This is a genomic window from Providencia sp. PROV080 (assembly GCF_033688105.1).
GTDB classification, from domain to species: Bacteria; Pseudomonadota; Gammaproteobacteria; order Enterobacterales; family Enterobacteriaceae; genus Providencia; species Providencia zhejiangensis.
On record NZ_CP096346.1, the window covers coordinates 3668290 to 3689481 of the forward strand.

At 40.0% G+C, this 21192-nt stretch carries 18 protein-coding genes; 11 read left to right on the plus strand and 7 right to left on the minus strand.

The window, feature by feature from the left end; genetic code table 11:
- Window positions 1-98: 98 nt before the first annotated feature.
- Window positions 99-659: a fimbrial protein gene (locus M1F03_RS16530; protein ID WP_154622063.1), complete on the minus strand. Its 561-nt coding sequence runs from the start codon at window positions 657-659 to the stop codon at window positions 99-101.
- 116 nt (window positions 660-775) lie between these two features.
- Window positions 776-1084, minus strand: coding sequence for a helix-turn-helix domain-containing protein (locus M1F03_RS16535; RefSeq protein ID WP_154622062.1), 309 nt, complete (start codon window positions 1082-1084; stop codon window positions 776-778).
- Between the two features lie 1246 nt (window positions 1085-2330).
- Here M1F03_RS16535 and M1F03_RS16540 point away from each other — a divergent pair.
- The 9 genes from M1F03_RS16540 to M1F03_RS16580 all read left to right on the plus strand — a co-directional run bounded on the left by M1F03_RS16540 (window position 2331) and on the right by M1F03_RS16580 (window position 11308).
- Window positions 2331-3311 (plus strand): nitrilase family protein, encoded by a 981-nt coding sequence (locus M1F03_RS16540; protein WP_251464725.1) that lies wholly within the window; start codon window positions 2331-2333, stop codon window positions 3309-3311.
- 97 nt (window positions 3312-3408) lie between these two features.
- Entirely contained in the window at window positions 3409-4314 is a 906-nt protein-coding gene (locus M1F03_RS16545; protein ID WP_154622747.1) for a LysR family transcriptional regulator, read from the plus strand.
- Between the two features lie 80 nt (window positions 4315-4394).
- Complete coding sequence (locus M1F03_RS16550) at window positions 4395-5393, plus strand: 3-oxoacyl-[acyl-carrier-protein] synthase III C-terminal domain-containing protein (protein ID WP_154622746.1); 999 nt, start codon at window positions 4395-4397, stop codon at window positions 5391-5393.
- Window positions 5390-6397 (plus strand): NAD-dependent epimerase/dehydratase family protein, encoded by a 1008-nt coding sequence (locus M1F03_RS16555; RefSeq protein WP_251464726.1) that lies wholly within the window; start codon window positions 5390-5392, stop codon window positions 6395-6397. Before M1F03_RS16550 ends, M1F03_RS16555 begins: the two co-directional genes overlap by 4 nt.
- Complete coding sequence (locus M1F03_RS16560) at window positions 6391-7194, plus strand: MBL fold metallo-hydrolase (protein WP_154622744.1); 804 nt, start codon at window positions 6391-6393, stop codon at window positions 7192-7194. The genes M1F03_RS16555 and M1F03_RS16560 overlap by 7 nt, the downstream gene beginning before the upstream one ends.
- Window positions 7191-8468: a F390 synthetase-related protein gene (locus tag M1F03_RS16565; protein WP_196713665.1), complete on the plus strand. Its 1278-nt coding sequence runs from the start codon at window positions 7191-7193 to the stop codon at window positions 8466-8468. Before M1F03_RS16560 ends, M1F03_RS16565 begins: the two co-directional genes overlap by 4 nt.
- Window positions 8465-9082, plus strand: a complete 618-nt coding sequence (locus M1F03_RS16570) for a phosphatase PAP2 family protein (RefSeq protein WP_196713666.1) — start codon at window positions 8465-8467, stop codon at window positions 9080-9082. Before M1F03_RS16565 ends, M1F03_RS16570 begins: the two co-directional genes overlap by 4 nt.
- Complete coding sequence (locus M1F03_RS16575; RefSeq protein WP_196713667.1) at window positions 9079-10203, plus strand: sterol desaturase family protein; 1125 nt, start codon at window positions 9079-9081, stop codon at window positions 10201-10203. Before M1F03_RS16570 ends, M1F03_RS16575 begins: the two co-directional genes overlap by 4 nt.
- Window positions 10193-11308, plus strand: coding sequence for an acyl-CoA desaturase (locus M1F03_RS16580; RefSeq protein ID WP_318840014.1), 1116 nt, complete (start codon window positions 10193-10195; stop codon window positions 11306-11308). The genes M1F03_RS16575 and M1F03_RS16580 overlap by 11 nt, the downstream gene beginning before the upstream one ends.
- Window positions 11309-11418: 110 nt before the next feature.
- Here the strand turns inward: M1F03_RS16580 and M1F03_RS16585 are convergent, their stop codons facing one another.
- The 5 genes from M1F03_RS16585 to dmsA all read right to left on the minus strand — a co-directional run bounded on the left by M1F03_RS16585 (window position 11419) and on the right by dmsA (window position 17680).
- Window positions 11419-12738: a polysaccharide deacetylase family protein gene (locus M1F03_RS16585; RefSeq protein ID WP_318840015.1), complete on the minus strand. Its 1320-nt coding sequence runs from the start codon at window positions 12736-12738 to the stop codon at window positions 11419-11421.
- A gap of 283 nt (window positions 12739-13021) precedes the next feature.
- Window positions 13022-13636, minus strand: a complete 615-nt coding sequence (gene dmsD / locus M1F03_RS16590) for a Tat proofreading chaperone DmsD (RefSeq protein WP_163863117.1) — start codon at window positions 13634-13636, stop codon at window positions 13022-13024.
- Between the two features lie 111 nt (window positions 13637-13747).
- On the minus strand, window positions 13748-14605 hold the full coding sequence (locus tag M1F03_RS16595) for a DmsC/YnfH family molybdoenzyme membrane anchor subunit (protein ID WP_154622738.1): 858 nt from the start codon (window positions 14603-14605) through the stop codon (window positions 13748-13750).
- A 1-nt stretch (window position 14606) separates the two neighbouring features.
- On the minus strand, window positions 14607-15224 hold the full coding sequence (locus tag M1F03_RS16600; protein WP_154622737.1) for a DMSO/selenate family reductase complex B subunit: 618 nt from the start codon (window positions 15222-15224) through the stop codon (window positions 14607-14609).
- Between the two features lie 11 nt (window positions 15225-15235).
- Window positions 15236-17680 (minus strand): dimethylsulfoxide reductase subunit A, encoded by a 2445-nt coding sequence (gene dmsA, locus M1F03_RS16605; protein ID WP_163863119.1) that lies wholly within the window; start codon window positions 17678-17680, stop codon window positions 15236-15238.
- 1033 nt (window positions 17681-18713) lie between these two features.
- Here dmsA and M1F03_RS16610 point away from each other — a divergent pair.
- Both M1F03_RS16610 and M1F03_RS16615 read left to right on the plus strand, forming a co-directional pair.
- Complete coding sequence (locus M1F03_RS16610; protein ID WP_154622413.1) at window positions 18714-20030, plus strand: MFS transporter; 1317 nt, start codon at window positions 18714-18716, stop codon at window positions 20028-20030.
- A 654-nt stretch (window positions 20031-20684) separates the two neighbouring features.
- Window positions 20685-21041, plus strand: coding sequence for a helix-turn-helix domain-containing protein (locus M1F03_RS16615; protein ID WP_163863122.1), 357 nt, complete (start codon window positions 20685-20687; stop codon window positions 21039-21041).
- The last annotated feature ends 151 nt before the right edge of the window (window positions 21042-21192 follow it).

The following is a 21192-nucleotide window of genomic DNA, read 5'->3' on the forward strand; positions in this document are numbered from 1 at the left end:
GATGGTAATGAAACTACCTGTAGAAATATAAATAACGATATACTCAAGTAGCGATATACACATCAATAATGAGATAACTTGAAATATAGCGAGTTAAATTATAGGTAGTTTAAAGCGTAAGTTGCTTGAGAAATGATACTACCTGTTTCTACTTTACTACCGTTCGCTTCAACACGTGCGCTGAAAGTCAGTTTGTTTGGACCTTCAACCAGTGGAATTTCAATACTAGTATCACCTAGTTTCATCACTGCACCATCAGCGTTCAATAGACGAACACCAACACCTTTAGAAGTACCCGTGTTTGCTAACAGTTCAGTTTTCGTTGAGTCAGGCGTACCTGAGAAAGTCACTTTAACTTTGCTTACTGCTGGGAATGAAGCTTCTCCATTTTCGCCTTTAACTTCACCCAAATCACAGTTTTCTAATGCAATAGTATATTGAACATTTTGGCTGTATTTGTTACCTGTTTCTAAAACTTTATTTGCAACTTGACCTAAGTCGACGTTAACAGTACCGTCACCAGGCAGAGTACATGGAGCATTAATAACTTTACCTTTAAAGTTAATAACGCCACTACCTTGGTCAACAGCTGCATTTGCAATACCTGTAGTGAATGATGCCGCAATAATGGTAGCTAAAGCAATTTTAGATAATTTCATATTATTTTCCTATTTAAGAAAGACGACTGACGTACAAACTCCCTAACGATATTGATCATTAGGTAGAGATTAATTCTGTTATAGTTTAGAGAGACAACTGAATAATAATGTAAAGGCTATAAGTAATGATTAGCCATTCTATGTTTTATAATTCTGTTTTTTTGTTCTTTTTTTAGTTCTTTTTTTAGCTCAACACAGCTTTCTATCGAAAAAATATCATCATGTAAAAAGCATATTAAATCTGTTTCAAGCGCTTTTGCTAAATTAAGTAGATTATCCAATGTAATATTGCATTCACCTCTTTCATAACGTGAAATTTGTTGCTGACTCACGCCAACAAGATCCGCAAGTTCAATGCCAGAAAGGCCTAAACTCTTTCTTCTTTTGCGGATTTCTTTACCAACGATCTGGTTTACATTTTTCATTTATTAAGACCCGATCTCATTTAAAATTATCGTAGTGAAAAAGATAACGTCATAAACAATATTTTTTAATTATTATTTAAGTGATTCACATTAAGAAAAAGTAGTTAAATATGCAATATATGAATTTGACTTAATTATAGATTTGACACTTTGAAAGTAAAACTGTTTATAACGATCGATACGATTAATAAAATTAGACGAAACCTATCAAGAATATCTATTAAAAAATACAGGCCATTTAAAGTAAATATTCTTATAACATTTTGGTCGACCTTTTTTTAAAAAAAATAAAGAAACAACCTTAACGTTTTGATATTTATCATTAATTCATTTTACTACTGTTGGTTGTATAACTATATAAATAGAAGCTAGGATCATTATAAATAAAAAATAACACCAACTATATTTAATATGGCATTTCATCGTTGATATATAAGAGGAAATATAAAATATAACCAAATAAATTCATTTAAGTTTCATTTTTTTATATTCTAACTATTTTACCACTGACAGTGGTTTATTTATTTTATCTGCTTTTATCAAGCATGAATTTAGCACCAAAGTCATACTCGGTTAAAGAGTACAGAATATGATAAATCACGCTAATCTTAATTTTCCCTTAGTTTTACGCAGTTAAATAGGGTCTAACTAGTTTTAAAGATGGAAATTTATCATAAATTAGATTAATCAATGGCTAGCACTCATAATCAGTCTTTTTATGAATAGAAATAACTCTTTACATTCAATGAATTACATTCTTGTCAAAATGTAACCAAATGATAGTAAATATTTCAAATGAGAGTGACGAATAGGCTAAAAACAGAGGAATCACTTTGAAACAATCAAAAATAGACCCATAAAAATCAAAAACTAGGACAAATCTCATAAGAGAGTATGCCCCAAAACTCAAAATTTAATCGGGAGAATATGCATAGATTTAATAAGCTTATTTAATGTTTATATGAAGGGTAACATGTTATTAACATAAACAGCATTTTTGAATGATTGAACAAAGATTAATTTGGGTTATCAATAACGCTTTTTTTGTTTTTTAGCGTGATCTGTTCATTTCAGTCTAATATTGGAGAAGCATAATATTATGCCTTTATTGACTAGCCCTCATCAGAGGCAAAGTGATTATCTGATTTAGATCGATAACGATTGGTTATCAAAAAGGATAATATCTCATTATATCTCTATGCAATTATGTGGTGTTATCTCTTTACCGTAAGAGAGGAGATACACTATGTCGACACCCATTCGAGTAGCCACTGTACAATTTCAACATAAAGCTTCTGACAAAAACGATAACCTAAAGCAGATCCATGCCTTTATCGATCAAGCCGCATCACAGAACGTACAAATACTCGTGTTACCTGAAATGTGCATTACCGGTTATTGGCACGTACCTAAATTGCCTAGTGAAGAGGTTTATCAACTCAGTGAAACGCTACATGATAGCCCTTCATTAACCCCAATCCGCCAAAGAGCGAAAGAGCTCAATATGATTATTGGCGTAGGGCTGATTGAAAAAGGGTTAGATGATAAGTGTTATAATACTTGGGTCGCTTGTATGCCCGATGGCACATATCATGCTCATCGCAAACTCCATGCTTTTGAGCACCCCAGCATCCACTCGGGTGATAGCTATACCGTGTTTGATACGCCATGGGGGGTAAAAGTAGGTATCCTCATTTGTTGGGATAATAATTTAGTCGAAAACCCGCGTGCGACTGCATTATTGGGCGCAGATATTATTTTAGCGCCTCATCAAACGGGAGGTACCAATTCCCGCAGTCCATATAGCATGAAACCAATCCCACTGTCTTTATGGGAAAATAGAGAGATAGCCCCAGAAGCCTTACGAGATGCTTTCCAAGGTGAACATGGACGCGGCTGGTTAATGCGTTGGCTACCAGCTCGTGCGCATGATAATGGTGTCTTTTATGTTTTCAGTAACGGTGTTGGGCTAGATGATGATGAGATACGCACTGGTAATGCCATGATCATAGACCCTTATGGGCGTATTATTAAAGAAAGTGATGCAATTGAAAATGATATGGTTATCGCCGAACTGGATTTAAGTTTACTTCCTATGTCGACAGGCCGCCGCTGGATGTCAGGTCGACGCCCTGAACTGTATGGCATTCTTACTAAAACCATGGGTTATGAACGAGATGCACGCAGCGTAAGATTTGCTGATAAGCCAGTCGCAATTTCAAAATAACAGTGGCGCATCTTTTTTAATGAATAATATACTTGTAGAGACATAATATATTGTCTCTACAAGCCAACATAACTGATAAATTTACCGATGAGGCGTAATGGATACTCGATTATTACGTGCTTTTGTTGTTTTAGCCGAAACAGCGAACTACCATACGGCAGCATCACAACTGTATGTCACTCAGCCAGCATTGACCAAACAGATTAAACAATTAGAACGGCAACTTGCTATAACGTTATTCGAACGTGGTCGCCACGGTGCACAATTAACGGAAAATGGTCACAAACTGCTTCCTTTCGCTCAGCAAGTGCTGTCTCAAACGAATCAACTTTTAAATCGAGCTTCTGAATTAAGTTCTCAATTTCCGAAATCTATCTATGTTGGGTTTGGTATTTCCGTCTTCCAAGAGGCTTCATTTTTCGTGGCTCGCTTACGGGAACATTTACCAAAAACCACCATTTACTTTGATGATATGCCGTCAAATATCATGTCGCAAAAATTAGCCAACCATCAATTACAAGTTGCTTTTTTGCGTCGTCCTGAAACCCCATTCTCTACACATTTTGCGGTTTATCCGTTAAAAAAAGAAACACTGTCACTGGCCATTTCCACATCCCAATTAACTCATCAATCGATTAAACAACTCTTAATGACCCATCCTTATTTATCACTTAGGAAGGAACGAGGCAGCGGGCTTTCTCAGCAAATTGAACAGTTTTTAGAACAACAAAAAATATCATTGATTCCAGCCCAAGAAGCGAGTGATATTCAAACAATCATTGCTCTCGTTGGCGCGGGTGCTGGCGTCAGCTTAGTTCCCTATAGCGCTAGACATATTAGTCGTCACGATGTGACTTTCATCCCAATTGAGAACATTGCGTCAGCCACTTGGGATATCGATGTCGTCTGGTCATCATCCTTACCTGCCTCTTGGCAAGATATAATCAGGGCATTGCTAAAAGAAACACTGCATCATTTTAATCGCCATGCCAATCCCAAATAACGCTCTTTAATCCTATATATAATGAGTAGAAATTCTGATATCTATAATCCTAATAATTTATTTATATGGATAAGCTTCACATGCTTACTAACCCTCTCGTGACCCCGATAAAAATTATCGCATCGGGCATTGCACTTCCTAAAAATAAAATAGACTCACAAGAGTTAGATGTGAGACTCAATAAGCCGAGCGGCTATGTGAAAAAATACTCGGGTATTGATTATCGCTTTCATGCAAATAATGAAGATTCTCAAGCACAATTAGCTGCCGATTCGCTCCACCATGCCCTTGAAGCCAAACAAATTCCAGCGCAAAGCATTGACATGCTGATTTCTGCCTCAGCTATTTCCGTTCAAGCTCTTCCTTGTACGGCCGCACACATTCTTGCGCAATCACGACTGAAGCAAGGTATCGCCTGTTTTGATATTAATGCCAGTTGTGTCAGCTTTATCACCGCGCTGCAAGTAGCCGCGGGTTTCCTTTCTACCAGCCAATATCAACGCATTGCCATCGTTTCCGCGGATCTGGCTTCTCGTGGGATCGATTGGCACGATAATGAATCCGCATTAATTTTTGGTGATGGCGCTGCCTGCGTCATTGTTGAAAAAGGCGATGGAACAAGTGGCATCATCACTTATCATCATGAAACACACACTGAAGGTATCGAGCTGTGTGAAATACGCGCTGGAGGCACACGTCGAAATCCACGCGCAGGCATGACCGATACGGATTTTTTATTTCATATGCAAGGTAAAAAACTGTTTCGAATGGCCTCATCCTTGGTCGAACGTTTTATGCAACGCGTTTTAACAGATGCGCATTTGCCGATTAATCACATTGGCACCGTCATCCCTCATCAAGCAAGCCATCTGTCTTTAGAGCATATGCGGCAACGCTTAGGTGTCAAACCGGAACAGTTAATTGATATTTACCGTTTTCGTGGCAACCAAGTCGCTGCCTCAATTCCTTCCGCATTACATGAAGCAATTGAAAGTGGCCGATTTTATGAGCAAAAAAATGTCATGTTAATAGGGACTGCTGCGGGGCTCGCTTTTTGTGCCATGGTGCTGATCCCATGAAAATATTAGTGACAGGTGCAACGAGTGGACTGGGTAGAAATGCGGTCGATAGCTTACTGCGACAGGGTCATCAAGTGGTTGCTTGTGGTCGAAATAAAGAAATTGGCCAACAGCTTAGCCAGCAAGGTGTCCAGTTTTTGCCAATCGACCTTGCCCATCTTTCCATTGAAAACGCCAAAAGGTTGATGGATGGCTGCGACGCTATTTGGCATTGTGCTGCACTCTCATCCCCTTGGGGGAAATACCATGAGTTTGTCGAGATCAATTATCGAGCAACCCAAATGCTTGCAGATACCGCGGGTGAGCTACATATTCCGCGCTTTATTCATATCTCCACCCCCGCGATTTACTTCAATTTCAGCCACCAGCGTGATATTGCGGAGACACAGACTAATACACGTTTTGCCAACCACTATGCGCGAACCAAATATTTAGCCGAAACCGCGATTGCACGAAGCGTTGCATATTACCCCCTCACACGCTACACCATATTGCGCCCTCGCGGTTTGTTTGGCCCCTATGACCGTGTGTTATTGCCTCGTTTATTCGCTCAAATTAAAGCGAGAAAAGGCAAATTAGTGCTGCCAGAGGGTGGTAAACATGCATTCGATCTGACTTATGTTGGTAACGTTGTTCACAGTATGATGCTAGCCACTACCAGAGATAACCTTATCAGTGGGGCAACATATAATATTACTAACCAACAACCTCAGCCACTGAGGCAAACGTTAGAACAACTCTTTGATGAGTTAACATTAGACTGCCAAATATGCTCAGCCCCTTATCCGGTGTTATTGACACTGGCAACAGTACTTGAAGGTATCGCACACCTTACCGGCAAAGAGCCGCTATTAACCCGCTACAGTCTGGGAGCTGCTTATTTCACCATGACGTTAGATAATCAAAAAGCCCAGCAAGAACTCGGCTATTATCCGCCTATTAATATGACGGAAGGTATTCACCTAACAGCCCAATGGCTACGGCAGCAGGATAAATTATGTTAACTATCAATCAGTTTGAGGTAGGATATTGTACTCACCCTGGCTGTGTGGCATTAAAAGGGGCAAGTGTTAAAGCATGTAAATTTCCTGCCAGAGCGTGGTTAATTGAGGGGAATGATCAGCGATGGCTGTTTGATACGGGCTATGCGAATCACTTTTATGACCATACTCGTACAGGGATCATGCGGTTTTACCGCACCGTCACACCGGTCTATTTTGAGAGTAAAGATGCCCTCATTAACCAACTTGCAGATGCAGGGATCACACCAAATGATGTGAATGGCCTTATCTTGTCCCATTTTCATGGTGACCATATTGCTGGACTACGTGACTTCCCTGGAATTCCAATTATTTGTTCCGGTGAAGGGTGGCAAAAAACACGACACCTCACTGGTTTTGCAGCATTAAAAGGCGCTTTTGTTCGTGGGCTGATCCCAGAAGATTTCGAGCAAAGAACACGTTTTTATGAAGGACTGGAGGCTGTCGAACTTCCACCTGAATTGCAGATCCTTGGGAAAGGTTTTGCGGTCAATGACCAAAAAACATTATTCATTGTTCCGTTACCGGGGCATGCCCCTGGGCATATTGGGCTATGTGTACTCACTGAACAAGGTTGGATTTTATTAGCGGGTGATGCCGCTTGGTCACCCACGAATTATCGCGAACGACGTGGACCTATGGCGATTGCTCATATCATTATGGATGATAAGCACGCCTATTATCAGACACTTAATAAACTGCATCAACTCGACAAACAAAATATTCCCATTCAATTATGCCATGAAGGGGACCTTATTTGATTTTATCCGTGTTATGGCATTACTGGCGAGCCAAACGTCTGCACTTTACAGACCGAGTGGCACTTGAGGACTATCAACAGCGACGTTTAAACGCGTTTAAACGCAAGACGTTGGTAAAAAGCCCTTATTTTAGTCAGTTTGTACACCTGCCGCTTGAACAATTTCCTATCATGAATAAACAAATCATGATGGATAACTTTGACCGTATGAATACCGCTAAGCTCTCCAGTGAGAGGCTGCTTCATTGCGCTCAACAGAGCGAAAAATCACGTGATTTTTCACCCAAAATGGGTAAATACAGTGTTGGCCTCTCATCGGGTACCTCCGGCCGTCGTGGCTTATTCGTCGTGAGTCCACAAGAACAAAATATTTGGTCTGGTAGTATGTTAGCCAAAATGCTACCTCTCGGTTTATTCAACGGTGAACGCATTGCCTTATTTTTACGGGCAAATAATAACCTCTATGAAAGTGTTAATAACCGTTGGATCTCGTTGCGCTTTTATGACCTCTATGCCAATTTCCGCCAACAGCTACAAACATTAGAAAGCGATCAACCGACTATTATTGTCGCCCCTGCTCAGGTGCTATGCGCAATTGCAGAAGCCATTAACAACCGAGAGATTAAGCTCAATGTACGAAACGTTATTTCCGTTGCCGAGGTTCTACAACCTCATGATAAGCAGCTTCTACAGCAATGTTTTTCTCATGTCGGCGAAATTTACCAAGCAACTGAGGGGTTTTTAGGTTGTACCTGTGCACAGGGAACCCTGCATCTGAATGAAGCCTTTTTACATATTGAGCCACATTGGCTAGATGAACAGCGATTCTCACCAATAATCACCGATTTTACGCGAAAAACACAACCTATCGTTCGCTATCAACTGGATGATATTTTAGTCATACGTGACACTCCTTGCCCTTGTGGTGATCCTCAACTTGCCATTGAACGAATCGAAGGTCGTTGTGATGACCAATTATTGCTACCTGACCTTCACGGCAATGTCGTGACATTATTTGCTGATCCCGTGTCTCGCATTATCGTTAATCATCTCCCTGTCACTGCTGATTTTCGCTTAACTCAACAAGGCTGCCATCTCGATTTACAGGGAGAGTGTCAGGCATTTGAACTCAAACAATGTCAGCGCTCGCTAGAAGACTACTTTATTAGGCAAAATGTGGCGATTGATCAGCTGACTTGGACGCTACGCGTCGACCCTATTTCACAACCTTTTGCCATAAAACGAAGACGGATCAGGCGCAAGGAGGTTGAATGAATTTCAAACACATTCTATTACGATTGCTTTATTGCCTCCTTGGCTGGGGAACCGTCGGTATTATTTATCAATTCACAGGTAAAATTGATGAAAATGCCACGTTATTAGCGCCAAGTTGGGTCGATAATGCTATTCCTTACAACGTGGAAGCAATATGGCTATATCTCTCTTTTTTTGTATTTATTCCATTAGGTTATCTATGTAGTTCCCTTAGCCAAGCACGTCGCTTAATGTTTGCGATGCAATTATGTGCCCTTATTTCAGGCGTTATCTATCTATTTTTTCCAACGACGATGAGTTATCCACCGATTGAATGCCTTTCATTAGCAGGTCATGCGCTTTGTCATCTCATGAGTATCGATAGCCCGCAAAATTTATTACCTTCTCTACATGTCTCATTGACTCTTGTTGTTCTCAATGCATTATGGTCATCACAGCAAATCATTCGTACCACAATATATTTATTATGGGCCATCGCTATCTGTGCCTCTGTTTTAATACTAAAACGACATTTATTTATTGATGTTGTGACCGGAGCTTTAACGGCGATCAGTGTGCTGTATATTGTTCGTTTTGCACAACCAGCCGTATGTTTATGGAGAAAAGCTAAGTGAATGAATTAACTTTTCCGATTATTTTTATGTTATTGGTTGTGACGCTTGAAGGAATCATCATCACAAAAACAGAAAAAGGAACAATTAATTGGCAAGAGTGGGTATTTAACCTGAACTCAGGCCATATTATGTTGTGGTTATTTCGTGGATTAGAGCTGTTTTGTTACGGATTCGTTGTCAGTCACTTTTCATTAGGTGTTGTTGAACACTGGCCTATAGCGTTAGTTTGGATTTTTACGCTATTTGCGTGGGATTTTGGTTTTTACTGGTTACATCGCTTACACCATAAATATCGTCTGTTATGGGCTGTGCATGTCGTTCACCATCAAGGTGAACATTTCAATCTCTCTCTGGGAGTCCGTAATTCGTGGTATTCATCATTGACATCTATCCCATTCTTCATGGTGTTAGCTTTGTTGGGTATTCCACTCGAAATCTTTATTACCATTTCTATTCTGCACTATAGTATTCAATTTTTTAATCACAGTGCATTAATACCTCACCTTGGTTGGTGGGAGAAAGTCATGGTTACGCCACACCATCATCGAGTTCACCACATCAAAGAGGGTCACTACTCAAACCGTAACTTTGGTGGTAGCTTTATCTTTTGGGATAAATGGTTTGGGACATTTTCAGCATTACCTGACAGCGAGTACCACTATGGTATCAAAGGCGAGCCAGCAACAGAGAACCCATTCATTGATAATAACCGTCCATTTTGGCGGATCTTAAAGCGAAAACCCCAAACAGTTTCATTAAAAGTGCCATTATATCGCGTTAATCAGTGGTTCCTTGTCATAGGAACGTTGTTACTTTTTACTCTCGTTATTGGTTATGTTTATTTATATGGTTATGGTTATCAAGGTACGACTGGCCAACAAATACTATTGTTTACTCTGCTTGCCGCGGGGACCATTGCCTTATCAGGAATATCCGATGGCCGCCTAGTAGGTCTGTGGAGTTGGTTTACTATCGCGACCGTCTTATTGTTTTGCGTATTATTTATTTGGCAGTGGCAAACCCTGTTTTGGCTAACATTGGCTGGAGCACTATGGCTACATAGCCTCTCTTTGCTACTGGGTATTGGCCGTCAGCCAGTGCAGGTCAACCATGCATCCTGACCCCCTAAGACCACTCGGCTACCAGCATCGTCAAGACCAAGCATTCCGCCAAGCACTCATGCAGGCCGCTAATCGATATCTACAGCAGCATAATGACCATCGCTTTGCCGATTGGCGGTTTTATCTAAAAAGCCTAGTATTAGTGGGTTGCTGCCTAGGTAGCTATCTCACTGCCCTGTGGAGTGATGCGGCATGGCTCTTTTTTATTTTTTATCCCCTATTTATCTGCTTTGCGCTGCTCTTAGCGATCAATTTAGTCCATGATGCCTCGCACAATGCAATCTTCAAGCAAGCGAAAGCCAACCGTTGGCTAAATTTTTGGATCACGATACCTTTAGGCTTGGATCCCGAATGTTGGCGAGTACGCCATATTATTTTTCATCATGCGCATACCAACATTCGTCATTATGATTTAGATATCGAAGAAAATTTTGTATTGCGACAAACCCCCTATCAACGCTGGTATCCTTTTATGAAGGCGCAGCACCTCTATTGGCCATTGGTTGCGGCGCTCACCTTTCCAGCATTAATTTGGGTATTTGATTGGTTAGATCGCTTCCACTTCACGCGTGTTGCTCCACATATGCGCCATCAAGGGCAAAGCGGCATTGTGACATTTCTATGCGCCAAAATACTGCATATCTCTCTCGTGATTATCATTCCTTTTTATCTCCTGACAGATAAACAGATTGGATTAGGCTTACTACTATTCACTTATTTCTTGAGCCAAATGTTAGCATCGCTGATTTTCGTGGTATTAATTTTAGGTACTCACTGGGCCAAAGCGACTTTCTATACCCCACCAGAACAAGGAAATATGCCGCATGGATTTTACACCCATACTTTTTCAACGACCTATGACTGGCATACTACCCCTCGTTGGTTAACTTACTGGCTCGGTGGGCTTAATTTACATTTAACCCATCACTTGTTTCCTAATTGGAATCACCGCCACTATCCTGCTTTAGCGGATATTATTCAGTGTACCGCTGAACAGTTCTCTATCAATTATCACTGTATTTCAGCTAAAGAGCTGTTTATTTATCAGCAGCGCTTTTTAAAAGAAATGGGGCAAGGAAAGCGGGCGGATGACCCACACTCTTAACCGACTATTGCGATATAAAAAGATAAACAATGGAAATATGCTTCCATTGTTTATCAATAATAAAACGATTACATGAAGGCCGATAAGATATTCTTGCTTAAATAACGATTCTACCTATCAACAACAATATTTTCGTTAACCACCGACTGTCCACTATTCCCCACCATACGTGCAAATTTTTCGATTGGGTCTGTTTTCAGTGCATATAACCTTTTAAGGGCAAATGGATTATCGCCAAGGCGCACCTTACCTTGAATCGTGGTTAAGGCAAGATGTATGCCCGATAACTTAGCGGCATCCATCGCGATTGGGTTAAATCCACCGAAGGGGTATGCTAAATAGCGTTGTTCAGGCTCAAATTGCTGTAAAATTCGCATAGAGCGCTGGAAGTCTAAGAAAATAGTGTGCTCTTGACGACTAAAAATAATGGGGCTTTTGTGCTTATCGAGCTTATGTAAAAAATGAGTATGCGACTGAATATTAAACACATCTTGGCAATTTTTTATTTCTTGCTTACTCATAAATTGCAGCCCGTCCGCAGACCATTTTTGAGGGGTCATTTTAATACGCGAAGAGATCACAAATAAGGTCGCTTGCTGCTGATTGTGTTTTAAAATGGGATAAGCATAGCGATATACCGATTTCAAACCGTCATCGAAGGTTAACACCACTGATTTAGCGGGTAAATTCACTGATTTATCTAAATATCCTTCAAGATCGGCTAAAGAAAGCGTTTGATAACCCGCTTGCTGCAAATAATTCATTTGTTCTTGAAATGCTTCAACCGAAGTCGTCGTTGAAGTCTGTTGGAATTTTTTGTTTTCACTTTCTTTCAGTAAATGATGATAGGTCAAGATAGGAATACCTTTATCTATCTCCACATCATCTAACTTGATATACCCCAAGCGATCACCTAAACGAATCGTTAACCATGCCACTTTTTCCCCTTGCTTATCTGTTTTAATCATACGAACTAATACTGGATAGCGGAGATTGCTAAATAGCGTTGCGATTGGCTGGCTATGCGGTTTTGCCGAACGGTATACGGGCGTATTTTTTGTGGTAATTAAATAATCATAAATCGGGTTACTTAACTCATTTAGCCTATCATCTTCAGGGGTTAAGCGAGGTTTTAATGGGGATACCGCCTCAGTATTAACATAGGCATAATCATTCCCAAATTGTATAGGTTGGTAATCCCCCATTGGTTTATACAGATAAAAACCATGCTCAGGATAAAGTTCAGCAACGGCTTTCATGTTACCTGCAATTGGGGCGAAAATCGTCTCACTTTGTTTAAGTTGCATCAGTGCTGGCGGCGTATCCACCAGTTGCCAATTCTCTGTACTTTGTGTTGATACTTGTGCAAACGACTTTGTGACCGATAAAAAAAGAAAAATAAAAAAAAGCATTAATGACTGATTACGCATACTCAACCCATCATAACGACCAGAGAAAAAACGACTTATTTTAAACCGACTTAATCGCTATCCCTATACTCTAGAAAAAATAATTTATCTAAATAGGATAACTCGCAAGCAATAGAAAATAAGTGTATTCCCCTATACCTCTCAATGGATACAACAGACTATGGCTTTTTACCTGAAAGACATGATGGGGATGCGATTGGGAGAAAACACAAAATACAAGTGGTTGTTTTATATTTATATAGCCCTTTCAGTTAAGGGCTATACGTGTTATGCCATTTTAATATTAGCGATAAAAAATCATTTTCTTCTCTACGTCAACATGAAGCGATTGCTGCCAACTCGCTAATGTTAAATGCGCTAATTCAGCAAGGCCTGTATAGAAAGGAAAGTTAGCCTCTTGCTCCATTTTATTAAGATAATGGAATCCCCAAGGTAATATATGCTGAGCCAATAACTCGTTTAATTGAGATGGATTGTTTTCAGCGACCCATGCCACCATCATAAGCAATAAGCCAAAATGATCTTCAGGTTCATTCTGTGATAAATGAATATCGATACTATGGGCATGCATCCACTCACGCAATTGTAAAGTCGAGTCCCCAAAAATCACATTTTCCCTATCGAGCCATACCGATCCCCAAGGCGGTGCAGGCAGCGCATAAGGCCCAATAAATAACCGCTGATAGGCCTCATCCAAGGATTCATTATCCGTCGCGATTATGGCCAATTTATCGGCAATAGCCTGTTTTTGCTCATGAGAACCGTACGGCCACTCCTCTGTCCATTGAAGCGTTGACAGCAATGAAATGATTTCCTGTATATCGCCTGGCGCATAATAGAAAGCAGCACCAAGCACTCGTGCCGTCAAAGAAATATGATTTAAAGATTGTTCACTCATGGTGTGTTTTATTCACTTATCGTTAGATATTTAATAATTTGTCTATCTTGATTTAACCATAAATCGCATTAAAAGGCTTAGCAGTAAATTACTAAGCCTCTTTTTCATTAACTAGTTAACTGCCATACCCACTGTCATATGTAAGCCGTAGAAAACGCCGCGTCCGACAATTTCACCGGCCATCACGAATAAAAATCCTATCAACATATTCAGCACAGAAGGGTTACGTTTCGCGATTAATGGCATGATCCAGCAGCCTAATCCCATCGCAATAGCCACCACTTTTATATCCATCAATATTCCATAATCAGGTACTAAGTCGGTGGCTTTTTGCACAGATGTTTCAATACTCGCTAAATCAAAACCTTGAGAAATAGCGATGCATATACTCACCAATAATGCCAACACACTTAGCGCAGGAATACGACGAATACATTGCAAATCAAAGCCTGCAATACGCAGCAATAATGCAGCAAGTATAGGTCCTCCAAGGAATGCGGTGAGGATAAAATTCATTGTCGTATAGATAGTATTCCATGTTGGCACGGTATCAATCAGATACACACGAGAGGTCGCAACAACAAAGACAACCGCCATCACCATCACGATGAACAACCATACTTTACCAAGCGCAGCAGGCATCTTATTGAAGACCGCTAGCAACCAATAAAAACCGCCTAACGCAAAGAAAATGGCGCCGCTGGCAACTTCATTACTGAGGGAAGATGCTCCCAAGCGATTAAATGAGTTAAAAGCACGTAATGGTGTTCCCATATGCATTGTTGATAATAAAAAACCTATTCCCATCAACAGCCACAAGCCAAACATGCTGTAATGAACCTTGCGATCCAACTCAGTTGAAAGTTTACCGCTCAGTAATACCGCAGCCATCATCATAAAAGCACCCGCGACACTTTGACCAATCACCGTAAAAAACATCAATGGCCATTCATGAATTCCCGATCCCATATTATACCTCCTCCGGGTTAGCCAGATGCCCTGAAGTGTCACCAACTGGACGGCTATTGGCATTCAGTTTTAACACAATATTTGGATGTGTATATTTTGCAGCTGGTAATGGCGCGATTTCCGCTAAGGTGCCATATTTTTGACGTAACTCGTCGATAGGTGCCATATCCAATGCACGTAACGGGCAAGACTCAACACAGATCGGCTTTTTACCTTCGGCAACTCGCTCATAACAACCATCGCATTTGGTCATATGTCCTTTGACCTCATCAAATTGCGGAGCGCCGTAAGGACAAGCCATACTACAGTAACGACAGCCTATGCAAACCTCTTCATCAACAACGACAAAACCGTCTTCCCGCTTATGCATTGCCCCACTTGGACATACTTTTGTACATGCAGGATCATCACAATGGTTACAGGAAATTGACAGGTAATAAGCAAAAACGTTTTGCCCAAATACACCATCTTGCTCAGTCCAATCGCCACCAGCATATTCATAGATACGACGAAAATTGACGTCTGGAGATAAATTTTTAAAGTCTTTACACGCTAGCTCACAGGTTTTGCAGCCAGTGCAACGACTTGAATCGATATAAAAACCATATTGCGTTGACATAACTCGCACCCCTAAGCTTTCACAACTTCAACAAGATTAGAATGTGATGGATTACCTTTGGCTAATGGCGACGGCCGTTGGGTAGTTAGCACATTAATACTTCCGGCATGATCCACTCGATTACCATCTGGGTCATACCAAGCGCCTTCACCGAGACCCACGACGCCCGGCACGATACGAGGTGTCACTTTCACCTTCACGCGCACTTCGCCGCGATCATTAAATACTCTCACTAAATCGCCATGTTTTAGGTTTCGTTTCACTGCATCTTGTGGATTAATCCATAGCTCTTGTGGGCATGCGGCTTTCAGTACATCAACGTTGCCATATGTCGAGTGAGTACGTGATTTATAATGGAAGCCAGTCAACTGTAGTGGGTATTTTTCCATTAATGGATCCCCATACTGTTCAAAACCCGCGGAATAGATTGGCAATGGATGAATCACATCCCCCTCCTCGAGCTCCCAAAGATTTTGCAGCTCAGCTAATTGAGAAGAATAAATCTCAATTTTTCCCGATGGTGTCGTGAGTGGATTAGCGATCGGATCTTCGCGGAAATGACGATAAGCAACATGATGGCCCTTAGGATCGCGTTTTTTGAAAATGCCTTGTGCACGGAACGCTTCAAAAGTTGGTAATTCAGGTAATGCCTCGCGAGATTGCTCATAGAGATGACGTAACCACTCTTCTTGAGTCCGGTTTTCAGTAAATTGCGCTTCAACGCCCATACGCTTAGCAATTTCACTCGTCATCTCATAAATATTGCGGCTTTCAAAACGCGGTTTAATTGCCTGATCGGCAAAAATGACATATGACATATTGCCCGCTGAAGCATCCATACAAAAATCCATCTGTTCAGAAGCGGTGCAATCCGGTAACAAAATATCGGCATATTTCGCTGATGCTGTCATGTGGTTATCAATCACCACGATCATTTCACATTTCGAATCATCTTGCAGAATGTCATGGGTACGGTTAATTTCTGAATGCTGATTCACTAAACAGTTTCCTGCATAGTTCCAAACCATTTTAATCGGCACATCAAGTTTATCTTTACCGCGAACACCATCACGTGTTGCCGTCATTTCAGGCCCACGTAAAATGGCATCTGTCCACATAAACATCGAAATACTGGTTTTTACTGGGTTGGTTAAAGTTGGCATCCGCACGAATGGAATACTGTACGATCCTTCTCGCGCTCCAGTATTGCCACCATGAATACCGATATTCCCTGTAAGAATCGCTAACATTGCGATAGCACGGGAGGCAAGCTCACCGTTAGAGCGTCGTTGTGGTCCCCACCCCTGAACAATATAAGCCGGTTTCGCCATACCAATTTCACGTGCAAGTTTTACGATTCGTGCAGCAGGAATACCTGTAATAGGTGCGGCCCATTCAGGTGTTTTCGCTTGGCCATCTGGTCCTTCCCCTAAAATATAGGCTTTGTAGTGCGCATTTTTGGGGGCTCCCGCTGGTAAAGTCGACTCATCATAACCAACACAATATTTATCAAGAAATGGCTGATCGACTAAATCTTCTTTGATCATCACATAAGCGATCGCACTGACTAATGCAGCATCGGTTCCTGGGCGAATAGGGATCCATTCATCTTCACGTCCTGCACCTGTATCGGTATAACGAGGATCAATGATAATCATTTTGGCGTTCGATTTTTCACGAGCCTGTTCAACATAGTACGTGACCCCGCCGCCACTCATACGTGTTTCACCTGGGTTATTACCGAACATGACGACAAGTTTTGAATTTTCGATATCAGAAGGGCTATTACCGTCAGCCCAACCGCCGTAAGTGTAATTTAAACCGGCAGCAATTTGTGCGGTACTATAGTCGCCATAATGATTTAGATATCCCCCGCAGCAATTCATCAAACGTGCAATCAATGTAGCCCCTGGTGGCCATGATTTTGTCATTGTACCGCCTAAAGTCCCAGTGCCATAATTGAGGTAGATAGACTCATTACCATAGTCTTTAATTAAGCGCTTCATATTGTCAGCAATGACATCAAAAGCTTCATCCCAACTAATGCGTTTGAATTTGCCTTCACCACGTTTACCGACCCGCATCATTGGGTAACGTAAACGGTCTGGGTTATAGACTCGACGGCGCATAGAACGGCCACGTAAACAGGCACGCACTTGATGCAATTCTTCATAGACATCATTGCCGGTATTGTCAGTCTCAACGTATTTTATTTCACCATCAACGACATGCATACGTAATGGGCAACGACTCCCACAGTTGACTGTACATGCACTCCAAACCACTTTTTCTTCACCAGTGGGGGTAACTGTTTTTTGCTCTGCAACAGCAGCCGAACTGAAAGGAAGAGAAAATCCTCCAGCCGCTGTCGCTAACCCAGTGATTGTTCCGGCTTTAATAAATCCACGACGGGTAAGAGGAGCAAAAACAGATGCTTTCTCTTTTATATTTGCCATACATAACTCGCTCAATTAGTTTGCTTAAAGTGTTAGAAATCAAACTTCCATCGACACTGAATAAAATTTATTTAAGATGAGTACGATTAGTCATAAATGTGACTAGTCATATAAAGTCGAAATAATAAGATTTTTAGTCGAGGTCATAATATCAACACACAAAACTAAGAGATTGTTTCACATCAATAAAAGAGTAATAACCTACGTTACTAATAACACCAACCCTTTGATAAAAACTATAAATCACAGCGCTTCCGTTATATCAAAACATATATACCGACGAATTATTTTAGCCTATTTCCCTCTATTAACGGTATTAAATGTTAGTTAATAACTTTATAAAATACATTTCCAGTCGGTTATATCTAAAATATAATGATTGCATTCAGTTAATATTTAGCTAACAAAATTATCAGAAAAATAATAAAACATTTTTATTATTCTTTATAAGAATTAATTAACATAAATTTATCAACATTAATAAATATAAAATGATAATCATTTTTATTACGTTAATTTAGATAGAGGATTTTATTAACGTTCAATTTAAACTAACCGACAAACACCACTTTTTAAAAAGTATTTATTTTCAAATGGTTAAGCATGAATCGCATCATATTAATCGATAGTATTCTTTACTGAATCAACCAATATTCAAAGGCATGTTCATCGTTATTTTCGTGATCACTATCAATAACCTATTATTTTTTTATTTCTCAAGCTCGCTGCATTCATGCAATGAAATGCAAAGGAAAGGTATTTTACTCACGATATTAGTCTGTCAGCGCTTTTATTTGCGAAAATTCTTAATTAACAGGAAAGTCCACCTCAATAGCTAAGTTAAACTAATTAAAAAACATCTATAAAACACTCAGTTACTTGTAAAATTTAGTCTTGTTAGTTATCTAAAAAAGAAACGAAAAACAGGATATTGATCTCAGTATTTAACTTACCATATATTCAAATATTGACTCACTAAGTAAATATCGCTATTAGTTAAAATATTGTTAACCAATGTTACGATGGTGATAAATTGGAAATATCTCAAGTTAATCTCAAAAAAACGGATATCACGCAAGATAACCGAGCCAAGTGTATTCGCGGTATTGTGGGTGCGGCTTCGGGTAATCTAGTGGAATGGTTTGATTTTTATATTTATGCTGTTTTTGCAGCCTATTTCACTAAAGCTCTTACCCCTCAAAATATGGATCCCCTGACACAATCTATCTATGTATGGGGTGTCTTTGCAGCCAGTTTTTTTATGCGTCCCATCGGTAGTTGGCTATTTGGTCGCATCGCGGATCGTCATGGTCGCAAACGTTCTATGGTTGCCTCAATTTACTTGATGGGCTTCAGCTCTTTCTTATTTGCGGCTCTCCCCACTTATGCACAAGTAGGAATGTTTGCGCCATTACTTTTACTGCTAGTTCGCTTGTTACAAGGATTATCTGTTGGTGGTGAATATGGTGCGGTTGCAACTTATATGAGTGAGCTTGGCCTCAAAGGACAACGGGGGTTCTTTGCATCGTTTCAATATGTCACACTCTCTGGGGGTCAGTTATTAGCGAGTTTACTCAGTGTCATTCTGTTAGCGTTCCTCAGTGAACAGCAGTTATCGGATGGGGGTTGGCGTATTCCTTTTGTCATCGGTGGCTTTGCCGCTATTGTTTCGCTGATCGCCCGAAAACGCCTTGATGAAACGCTCAGTAATGAAGCTTCTGAAGCCGAGGAGTCTGGTTCTTTAATCGCACTACTCAAGCAACATTGGAAATCCTTTGTATTAGTCATTGGCTATACCGCAGCAGGATCTCTGTGTTTCTATATTATTACGGTTTATTCAAAAACCTATTTAACCAATATCGGTATTGATAGCAAAATTGTCGGCTATATCATGACCATCTCATTATTTGTGTTTATGTTGTCTCAACCGCTATTTGGCATTATCTCAGATAAAATTGGTCGTAGAGCCGCCATGATTACATTTACGCTATCTATGATTATATTTATCTATCCCGTAATGGTGATAGGCATGCGTTATTTTGCTTACTCCCCTGTCATTATCACTTTATTACTTATCTTCTTAATGATGCTATTAAGCTTCTATACATCGATCAGTGGTTTGGTTAAAGCTGAAATGTTCCCACCGCACCTACGAGCATTAGGTGTCGGTGTATCCTATGCGATAGGAAATGCAATTTTTGGCGGCTCAGCTCCCTCAGTCGCATTACAATTTAAAGCCAATGGCGCAGAAAACTCATTCTTTATTTATGTCATGGTTATATTATGTATCTGCTTGTTCTGCTGCTTTAAGCTTCCTAAGGAGCCTGAATATTTGAATGACCGTCATTAATGCTCTCTATTGAACCACTATTTTTAAATAGTAATTGGTCATACAAAGCGGCGCAAAATATCGAGTTGCGCCGCTTTCAATCAATATGGCAGGTTATTTGTCTACAGAGAGAAATTCTCTCGCTTGCAATAGCGCGACTGGCTCAATGCGCTCATCGTCCTCTAATTCCTGCTCATCGCATCAACTTTATCTCACTGTTACACAACTTAGACAAAAATGAATCAATCATGGCCTTTACAGCTCACGTTTAGCCCCAAAATACTCATTATATGAAACTACGGCGTACAGAGTATTTTCTGCTTATGAGAATTTGTAACAAATAGAAACAAAATACTATCAAATAAATAATTCCAAATATGGCGTATTAATAACCACATTCACTATTTTTTATATGATATGAAAAATATAATCAAAATAATAATCATAAAATGACTTACCCATCATAGCTTTAAACTTTCAATTAGCTAAAAAAACAGCTATCAAACAAAACAAATGATCGAAATATTCGATCGAAATAAATCATTATGATAGTCAAAAGCTATCAATTATCCTTATCTATTCGGTACAAACATTTTTACACCAACTATGGACTCGTTATAGTAGCGACCTAGTGATAACCACCATCTAATCTAACATTGGGTAGAAAATAGGATAATGGAAGAGCATAAACTCACCACATTAGCAGGTAGCTTGTTGCGCCAAGCAAGAAAAGAGAAAAAAATAACCGGCAAGGAACTTGCTAAGTTAATGGGAATTAGCCAACAGCAAATTTCACGCTACGAAAATGGCATCACCCCACTCACTCTTGATTTGCTCTATCGATTTTTATCGGTTTTAGATCAAGACTGCCTAATTTTCATGCAAAAAATCTTCAATGAATATCATAAGAATTCTAGGGTGAAAGGTCATGCCTTACTAGCACCACCTTCATTGAGCCAATACCTAAAGCACTTTATTAAAGATAAAAACAGCACTTCGTTCAAGGTTTATACTCACAGTAAGGATAACTAAGAAAATCAAAAGAATTATGCTATTGAACAACGGACGGCAAACATAATTCAAGGTTTCACCCCATATTACACAAAGGAATAATCACTAAACTTATAACAAATCCGCCCTTAATTGTAAGGGTTTTTATCTAAGTAATTTAGTCTAAGTAAAA

Coding starts and splice junctions, on each gene's coding strand:
- M1F03_RS16560 (WP_154622744.1), top strand. CDS start 6,391: ATGTTAACTATCAATCAGTTTGAGGTAGGATATTGTACTCACCCTGGC.
- M1F03_RS16545 (WP_154622747.1), top strand. CDS start 3,409: ATGGATACTCGATTATTACGTGCTTTTGTTGTTTTAGCCGAAACAGCG.
- M1F03_RS16555 (WP_251464726.1), top strand. CDS start 5,390: ATGAAAATATTAGTGACAGGTGCAACGAGTGGACTGGGTAGAAATGCG.
- M1F03_RS16530 (WP_154622063.1), bottom strand. CDS start 659: ATGAAATTATCTAAAATTGCTTTAGCTACCATTATTGCGGCATCATTC.
- dmsD (WP_163863117.1), bottom strand. CDS start 13,636: ATGAGTGAACAATCTTTAAATCATATTTCTTTGACGGCACGAGTGCTT.
- M1F03_RS16600 (WP_154622737.1), bottom strand. CDS start 15,224: ATGTCAACGCAATATGGTTTTTATATCGATTCAAGTCGTTGCACTGGC.
- M1F03_RS16615 (WP_163863122.1), top strand. CDS start 20,685: ATGGAAGAGCATAAACTCACCACATTAGCAGGTAGCTTGTTGCGCCAA.
- M1F03_RS16580 (WP_318840014.1), top strand. CDS start 10,193: ATGCATCCTGACCCCCTAAGACCACTCGGCTACCAGCATCGTCAAGAC.
- M1F03_RS16585 (WP_318840015.1), bottom strand. CDS start 12,738: ATGCGTAATCAGTCATTAATGCTTTTTTTTATTTTTCTTTTTTTATCG.
- M1F03_RS16535 (WP_154622062.1), bottom strand. CDS start 1,084: ATGAAAAATGTAAACCAGATCGTTGGTAAAGAAATCCGCAAAAGAAGA.
- M1F03_RS16595 (WP_154622738.1), bottom strand. CDS start 14,605: ATGGGATCGGGAATTCATGAATGGCCATTGATGTTTTTTACGGTGATT.
- M1F03_RS16570 (WP_196713666.1), top strand. CDS start 8,465: ATGAATTTCAAACACATTCTATTACGATTGCTTTATTGCCTCCTTGGC.
- M1F03_RS16550 (WP_154622746.1), top strand. CDS start 4,395: ATGCTTACTAACCCTCTCGTGACCCCGATAAAAATTATCGCATCGGGC.
- M1F03_RS16540 (WP_251464725.1), top strand. CDS start 2,331: ATGTCGACACCCATTCGAGTAGCCACTGTACAATTTCAACATAAAGCT.
- dmsA (WP_163863119.1), bottom strand. CDS start 17,680: ATGGCAAATATAAAAGAGAAAGCATCTGTTTTTGCTCCTCTTACCCGT.